This is a genomic window from Pseudarthrobacter sp., from assembly GCF_036675385.1.
GTDB lineage: Bacteria > Actinomycetota > Actinomycetes > Actinomycetales > Micrococcaceae > Arthrobacter.
Genome location: NZ_JAKFFD010000082.1, coordinates 25013 through 32003 on the forward strand (window position 1 = coordinate 25013; position 6991 = coordinate 32003).

7 protein-coding genes are annotated in these 6991 nt (G+C 65.9%); 4 read left to right on the forward strand and 3 right to left on the reverse strand.

Annotated elements, in window-relative coordinates; all coding sequences use genetic code 11:
* Window positions 1-60: 60 nt before the first annotated feature.
* Window positions 61-702, forward strand: a complete 642-nt coding sequence (locus V6M49_RS06775) for a PadR family transcriptional regulator (RefSeq protein ID WP_058931246.1) — start codon at window positions 61-63, stop codon at window positions 700-702.
* Between the two features lie 22 nt (window positions 703-724).
* Here V6M49_RS06775 and V6M49_RS06780 read toward each other — a convergent pair whose 3' ends face one another.
* Window positions 725-2026, reverse strand: a complete 1302-nt coding sequence (locus V6M49_RS06780; protein ID WP_332760632.1) for an ammonium transporter — start codon at window positions 2024-2026, stop codon at window positions 725-727.
* 625 nt (window positions 2027-2651) lie between these two features.
* Entirely contained in the window at window positions 2652-3446 is a 795-nt protein-coding gene (locus V6M49_RS06785; RefSeq protein WP_332760633.1) for a carbon-nitrogen hydrolase family protein, read from the reverse strand.
* Window positions 3447-3478: 32 nt separating this feature from the next.
* Between V6M49_RS06785 and V6M49_RS06790 the strand changes: the two genes are divergently transcribed.
* Window positions 3479-4135: a GntR family transcriptional regulator gene (locus V6M49_RS06790; protein ID WP_141141646.1), complete on the forward strand. Its 657-nt coding sequence runs from the start codon at window positions 3479-3481 to the stop codon at window positions 4133-4135.
* An 87-nt stretch (window positions 4136-4222) separates the two neighbouring features.
* Here V6M49_RS06790 and V6M49_RS06795 read toward each other — a convergent pair whose 3' ends face one another.
* Window positions 4223-5614 carry an MFS transporter gene (locus V6M49_RS06795; protein WP_332760634.1) on the reverse strand — a complete coding sequence of 464 codons (1392 nt, stop codon included), beginning with the start codon at window positions 5612-5614 and terminating at the stop codon, window positions 4223-4225.
* 151 nt (window positions 5615-5765) lie between these two features.
* Between V6M49_RS06795 and V6M49_RS06800 the strand changes: the two genes are divergently transcribed.
* Entirely contained in the window at window positions 5766-6452 is a 687-nt protein-coding gene (locus tag V6M49_RS06800; RefSeq protein ID WP_332760635.1) for a DUF2848 domain-containing protein, read from the forward strand.
* 53 nt (window positions 6453-6505) lie between these two features.
* Window positions 6506-6904 carry a hypothetical protein gene (locus V6M49_RS06805; RefSeq protein WP_332760636.1) on the forward strand — a complete coding sequence of 133 codons (399 nt, stop codon included), beginning with the start codon at window positions 6506-6508 and terminating at the stop codon, window positions 6902-6904.
* Window positions 6905-6991: the final 87 nt, after the last annotated feature.

Here is a 6991-nt window from a genome sequence, read left to right on the forward strand (position 1 = left end):
CGATAACCATTCAACAAGGGCCAAAAAGCATTCAACAGACAGGGAAGGGACGATGCCACCATGAAAGGCATTCACGACGACAAGTTTTTGGAACCGCCGTTCGGGCGGGGACAGTTCGGGCGGGGACGGTTTGAGCGCGGCAGGGGCCGCCGCGGACCGCACGGGCACCGCGGGGGAGGGTTTGGCCCGGGCTTTGGTCCGCGGGGCGGATTTGGTCCCGGTTTTGGACCTGGTGGAGGGTTCGGTCCCGGCTTTGGGCCCGGTCCCCGGCGCGCAAGCAGGGGGGACGTCCGGTGGGCCATCCTGTCACTGCTGGCCGAGGCCCCGTCCAATGGTTATGGCCTGATCAAGACCATCGCGGAGAAAACATCCGGCGCATGGCGGCCCAGCCCCGGGTCGATCTACCCCACACTCCAGCAGTTGGTGGACGAGGACCTCATTGCGCCCCTCAGCGAGGGCCGGCGGACCGACTTCACCCTCACCGACGCCGGCAAGGCCTACGTGGCCGAGCATGCGGAGGAACTGGAGAACGCGTGGAACAGCGATGCGGAAGGATCCGGACCCGCCTTCCACCAGAGTGTGGGCAAGCTGATGGGGGTCATTCATCAGTTCCGCACGGCAGCTACGGAAGAACAGCGCAATGCTGCGGTGGAAAAGCTCGACGAAACCCGCCGCGCGCTCTACCGGATCCTGGCCGACTGAGCGCTGTTGGAACCCTGTGGCCTCAGGCGAACGTGTCTTCCTTGGCGGGAGCGGCAGCCGGGGCCGTGACGCCGCGGCCCAGCGGGTTGAAGTGGCTGCCCAGCCCGCCGAAGGCGTAGGCGGTCTCGGCATGCTCGGAGAGATCCACCCCCGCCATCTCGGCCTCGTGGCTCACCCGGAACCCGATAGTCCTGTTGATGGCCCGGCCGATCACCAGGGTCACGCCGCCGGACAGGGCTACGGTGATCACGACCGCCACGGTCTGTGCCGTCAGTTGCTGGAGGCCGCCGCCATAGAAGAGGCCGCCGCCCTGGCCGTCCACGGGGAGGGCGACGAAGCCCAGGGCGAGCGTGCCGATGAGCCCGGCGCCGAGGTGGACTCCCACCACGTCCAGGGAGTCGTCCAGCCCGAACCGGTACTTCAGGTCAACAAACACGCAGCAGGCTGCACCGGCCACCAGGCCCAGGCCGATGGCGGCCACTGGGCTGATGTTGGCGCAGGACGGTGTGATGGCCACCAGGCCGGTAACAACACCGGAGGCTGCGCCCAGGGACGTGGGATGGCCGTGCCGGATCTTCTCCGCCAGCAGCCAGCTGAGCATGGCCGCGGCCGGGGTGACCAGGGTGTTGATCCAGATCAGGCCGGCCTGCTCCGCGGTGGTGGCGGCGCCGCCATTGAACCCGAACCAGCCGAACCACAGGATGGCCGCGCCGAGCATGATGAAGGGGACATTGTGCGGGCGGTGGCTGGGATCCTTGGCGAAGCCGTGGCGCTGGCCAACCACCAGGGCCAGGACGAGGGCGGCCGTCCCGGAGCTGATTTCCACCACTGCCCCGCCGGCGAAGTCGATGACCTGGCCGAAGGTCTCGGTGATGGCTCCGCCGGCGCTCATAAGCCCGCCGCCCCAAATCATGTAGGCCAAGGGGCAATAAACAAGTGTGACCCACAGCGGCACGAACACTGCCCAGGCGCTGAACTTGGCGCGGTCCGCGATTGCCCCGCTGATGAGGGCCACCGTGATGATGGCGAAGGTGGCGCTGAAGCCGGCCTTGATGAGGTCAGGGGAGCCCATGAGGTTCTGCAGCCCGAAGTTGGTGAAGGGGTTGCCGAAGATGCCCAGGATTCCCTCGCCGGTGGTCATCGAGTATCCCCAAAGGACCCACACAACTCCCACGATGCCGGCCGAGATGAAGCTCATCATGATCATGTTCAGCGCTGCCTTGGCGCGCGTCATGCCGCCATAGAAGAGACCGAGCCCGGGTGTCATAAGCAGCACCATTGCCGCCGCGATCATCATCCAGACGTGTTGCGCAGTGATCTCCACCGGTGGGTCCCTTCCATTGATCCTGAATACGGGGACTTTCCTACCTGGCCCGCGCAATTCCCCCCGATCAATATTTGTCGCCGTGTGTTTCCGTTTGCGCTTCGCTAAGTTGCGGATAGGTTACGGCCCGGCGGCTTACGTGAAGATCGCATGACGGTGATGTTTCCGGCGTGTAAACGGGACCTGTTGAACGGCGCCGGGACAGGAAGCCCTGGGACTCCGATGCCAGCGACGGCGGGCGCCGGTCCGCGCACGTGGTGAGACGCCGCCGTCGGACGCTGAAAGGGCAACGTTTCCTGAACATGAACGGCGACTCACCGCCGCAGGGCGCCGCTTTGACGTAGCGTGGGGGAGTGCATCAGGCGGTCCGGGAACTTACGGTGCGCGGCGCTCCCCGAGCGGCGGACGGTCCTAATGGATCTGTGCGGCCATTGGGGGCAGCACTCGGCACCCGGTCGGGCGGACTTGGAGGAGCGCGATGATGGGTTCTGGTCACCGTTCGACGCCGGCGTGATGGTGGCGGCCATCAGCCCGGTGCGTGTGCCGCGGTGTCCGCCCCCACGCTCGTGGTTTCCCGAGCGCAGCCAGCCCCGCGGGGAGAATCCGCGGGAATGGCCCCGCCGGGTCAGAACGTCCGGGCGTTGGCCAGGACGGGCAGTTGGCCGCGGACCTCTGCAATGACGGCCGGGTCAATGTCGACGACGGCGAGTTCCGGTTCGCCGCCGAGGGCCACCAGTGGAGCTCCCAGGGGAGAGATGACGGCGCTGTGGCCAACGCCGGTGGGAGCCTTGCCGGCGGAGGCGATGCCGACGCTTGCCGGGTCGCCCTGGCCGCAGGCCACCACGAAGGTGGTGCTGTCCAGCGCGCGGGCCCGGACCAGGAGGTCCCACTGCTCTGCCTTGCCCTCGCCGGCGCCCCACGAGGCGCAGACAATGTTTACTTCGGCGCCGGCTTTGGCATTGGCCGTAAACAGTGCCGGGAACCGCACGTCGTAGCAGGTCGCCAGACCGAACGTGGTGCCGTTCACTTCGAAGGTCACGGGGGCTGTTCCGGCGTCCACGGTATCGGACTCGGCGAATCCGAACGCATCAAAGAGGTGGATCTTGTCGTAGGAGGTCTCGACGGCGGGGCCGGTGACCAGCAGGGTGTTCCGCACGCGGCCGCCGTCGCCCGGCGTGAACATGCCCGCCACGACGGTGATGTCCAGCTCGTGGGCAATGCCTCGGACGGCGGCCGCCCATGGCCCGTCCAGCGGCTCGGCAATGTCCTTTAGGCTGTTGCCGAAGGCGCGCATGGCTGCTTCCGGGAACACCACGAGGTCCGCTCCGGCGGCTTTGGCCCGCGTGGCGTAGTCTCGGATGAGCTCCAGGTTGGCGGCCAGATCGGCTCCGGTGATGATTTGGGCCACTGCTAAACGCATGAAATTACTCCAGTCTGTTGTATACATAAAGTATGCGAAAAAGTTCGGGGACGGCGGCGTCCGGCCGCGAGAAGGCGTACGCGTACCTGCGCGAAAACATCCTGGTTGACCCGGCGGTGCAGGGGAAGTTCCTGAATGAGCAGGAGCTGGCCGCCGAGATCGGCGTCTCGCGAACTCCGGTCCGGGAGGCGCTCCTGCTGCTCGTCTCCGATGGCCTGGTGGAACTGATTCCGCAGCGCGGGGCCTATGTTCCGCCGGTGACGGGCCGTGAAATGTCGGAACTGATGGAACTCCGGGGTGTGCTGGAAAGCCATGCCGCCCGCCTGGTTATCGAACGGAACCGCGTTCCCGCGAAAACGATGCAGGACACCCTGGACCTGCAGGCCCAGCTTCCCGAGCAGCTGAATGCGGAGGCTGCGCAGGAGTTCATCCGGCTGGACACCCTTTTCCATCAGCTTCTGATCGACGCCGCCGGCAATGAGCTCATCTCCCGAACCTACAGCAAGCTCCATGTCCGGCAGATCCTGGTGGGCGTCTCTGCCTTGTTCCGCACCGGAGACCGGCGCGGACAGGTGTGCGCCGAACACCAGGACATCCTCGATGCCCTGGTGTCCGGCGACGCCGCGAAGGCGCAGGAGGCCATTGACCATCACCTGGCCATCACCCGGGATATCCTGCTCCGCACCTAAGGGAGTTTTTGTCCACATAACGCGGGTTGAGAGTCGTTTTGGGTGCATTATGTGGACAAAGACTCCGGTCTGGTGAGTGGGGAATCGTCAGTTGACTTTGCCGTGGGCCGACTGCTGGCGCTCCAGTGCGGATCCTTCCAGCAGCAGGCGGTAGTCCTCGTCCTCCACGGTGTTGGAATCGCGGCCGAGGGCCAGGCCCACGGCGGTGACGCCTGCAGCGACGGCCACGTAGATGGCCACCGGAATCCACGTGCCGAACTGCGCCAGCAGCAATGTGAACATCAGCGGGGCGATGGCGCCGCCGATCACGCCGGCGAACGTGTAGGCCAGGGAGCTGCCCGTGGACCGGAGCCTGGGTGAGAACTGCTCCACGATGAAGGCAGCCTGCGGGCCGTACATAAACGAGTGCGCCATGAGGCCCAGCACAATGCCGGCAATGAGCACCGGCTCGTTGTCGGCGCCCAGGACGCCGAAGAAGATAAACGTCCACACGGCGCCCACCACAGCCGCGGTGCCGTAGACCATGCGTCGGTTGAAGCGGTCGGACACAGCGCCGGCCAGCGGGATCATAAAGAGCTGGAACGCGGAGCCGATCAGGACTGCCGTGAGCACCTGGCTGCGTTCGTAGCCGAGTGTCTGGATGCCGTAGGTAAGGGTGAAAACGGTGAACAGGGCGTAGAGCACGTCCGGGCCCACCCGGCACAGCGTGGCGGCAATGAGGGGCCGGAGCTCCGTGCTGAAGACCTCACGGACAGGGGCGTGGGGCTGTTCGCCGTGGGCCTCGATGGCCTTGAAGATGGGAGTGTCTTCCAGCTTCAGGCGGATCCAGAGGCCGAAACCGACCAGCACGGCCGAGACCAGGAACGCGATGCGCCAGCCGAAACCGATGAACTGTTCCTCGGTCAGGGCGAGGGTCAGGACAGCCAGGGCGCCGTTGGCCATAAGGTTGCCGGCGGGCGGGCCCACCTGGGCTGCAGACGCCCAGAAGCCGCGCCGGTGGGGGTCGCCGTATTCGCTGGAAAGCAGCACGGCGCCGCCCCATTCGCCGCCGACTCCCACGCCCTGGGCGAACCGCAGCAGCACCAGGATGATTGGGGCAGCGATGCCGATGGTTGCGTAGCCTGGCAGCACGCCGATCAGGACGGTGGCCACGCCGATGATCATCAGGGTGGTCACCAGCACCTTCTTGCGTCCGATCCGGTCACCCAGACGGCCGAAGATGATGCCACCAACAGGCCGGGACACGTAGCCCACCGCATATGTGGAGAAGGCCAGGATGGTGCCCGTCAGTGGATCGGATGAAGGGAAGAACACGAGGGGAAATACGACGGCGGCCGCGGCCGAGTAGACGGCGAAGTCGTACCACTCTAGGGCAGTGCCGGTCAGGCTGGCGGCGAAGGCCTTGTACAGGCCCTTGGGGTGAATCGGCTTGTCCGGATGCGGCGCTGTGCCGGAAGCCGGAACTGGGACGTTAGCCATGGGTGTTGTCCTCCACGAGATGTTTACGGGTGACGCCTGTCACGCTGGCGTTAAATGTATACATTACGCATACTGGATGTACATTGGCCACCGTTTCCGGTTTCCAGTTTGTAAATTTCTCCAGCAGGACACGCAAAAGGATGGACAGAACATGACGACTCTGAGCTTCGAACTTCCCGACGGCAGCACCCGGACAGTCCAGGTCAAGCACCTCCTGAACGCCGGATATGCGGGGCGGGAGCAGGAGGAAGTGCAGGCCCACATTGCCGAACTGGCTGAACTGGGCGTCCCCGGCCCCGCCACCACTCCTGCGCTCTACCCGGTCTCGCCGTACCTGGCGCAGCAGGTTTCCGAAGTCCGCGTGCAGCATGCCCGGACCTCCGGGGAAGCCGAATGGGCGCTGGTAGTCACGGACGACGGCGTGCTGCTGACGGTCGCATGCGACCACACGGACCGAGAGCTTGAGGTCCATGGGGTGGCCTGGAGCAAGAACGCCAGCCCGGACGTCCTGGGCCGCAAGGCGTGGCGGCTGGACGACGTGCGCGGCCACCTGGACCAGATCACGCTGAAGGCCTGGGTGGGGCAGGGTGATACTCCGGACACGCTGATCCAGGACAGCTCGCTGGAAGCCCTGCTGACCCCGGACTACTGGCTGGAGGTGCTGACCGAGCGCAGCCTGAACGAGCCGGGGACGGTCCTCATTTCCGGCACGGTGGCCATGACCAGCGGCGTGAACCAGTTCGCCCGCAGCTGGAAAGTGGAGATGACAGACCCCGTGACAGGAGCCACCGTGGATGCCCAGTATGTGGTGGAGCAGATGGCCGAGCCCATCGGCTGATTCCGCCGGGCGGGGGCACGCTGGGGGTCGCAACTCCCGGTAGCATCATTGCTATGCCCACTGCGCTTGAAATGGCAGGTCCCATCCTGGAAATGATGACCTGGCTGTGCCTTCCGCCGGGGGTTGCCCTGCTGTTCTACTCGGGCATCCTTCGGCGGTTTGTGCACCCGTGGAACGTTGCGGAAGCGGTGGTCTACGCGGACGCTACCGGAACGGGCTTCCGCTGGTTTGACCGCAAGTTCCAGGTCCACCACGCGCCGATGTCGCCCTACGACATCAAGGACCTGGCCGTGGGCGACACGCTGCCGATCTACTACCACCCCAAGCGCCCCACACAGTGGCAGACCGCAGCGCCCGAACCGGTGGGGCGGACCGCCGTCGTGCTTGGCCGCGTGCTCACCGCGATCGGTGCCGCGGCGCTCATCGCGGGCTTCCTGCTGCCGATGTTCTGACGTTCAGCGGCTGAATCAGCCGGCCAGCACCACGCCGATGCCGAGCGCGCCCAGCGCCACACCCGCAAAGGCGGTCCAGAGCACCGC

Excerpts from the sequence above, each read along its gene's own strand:
- V6M49_RS06775 (WP_058931246.1), top strand. The coding sequence starts at position 61 with ATGAAAGGCATTCACGACGACAAGTTTTTGGAACCGCCGTTCGGGCGG.
- V6M49_RS06785 (WP_332760633.1), bottom strand. The coding sequence starts at position 3,446 with ATGCGTTTAGCAGTGGCCCAAATCATCACCGGAGCCGATCTGGCCGCC.
- V6M49_RS06790 (WP_141141646.1), top strand. The coding sequence starts at position 3,479 with ATGCGAAAAAGTTCGGGGACGGCGGCGTCCGGCCGCGAGAAGGCGTAC.
- V6M49_RS06795 (WP_332760634.1), bottom strand. The coding sequence starts at position 5,614 with ATGGCTAACGTCCCAGTTCCGGCTTCCGGCACAGCGCCGCATCCGGAC.
- V6M49_RS06800 (WP_332760635.1), top strand. The coding sequence starts at position 5,766 with ATGACGACTCTGAGCTTCGAACTTCCCGACGGCAGCACCCGGACAGTC.
- V6M49_RS06805 (WP_332760636.1), top strand. The coding sequence starts at position 6,506 with ATGCCCACTGCGCTTGAAATGGCAGGTCCCATCCTGGAAATGATGACC.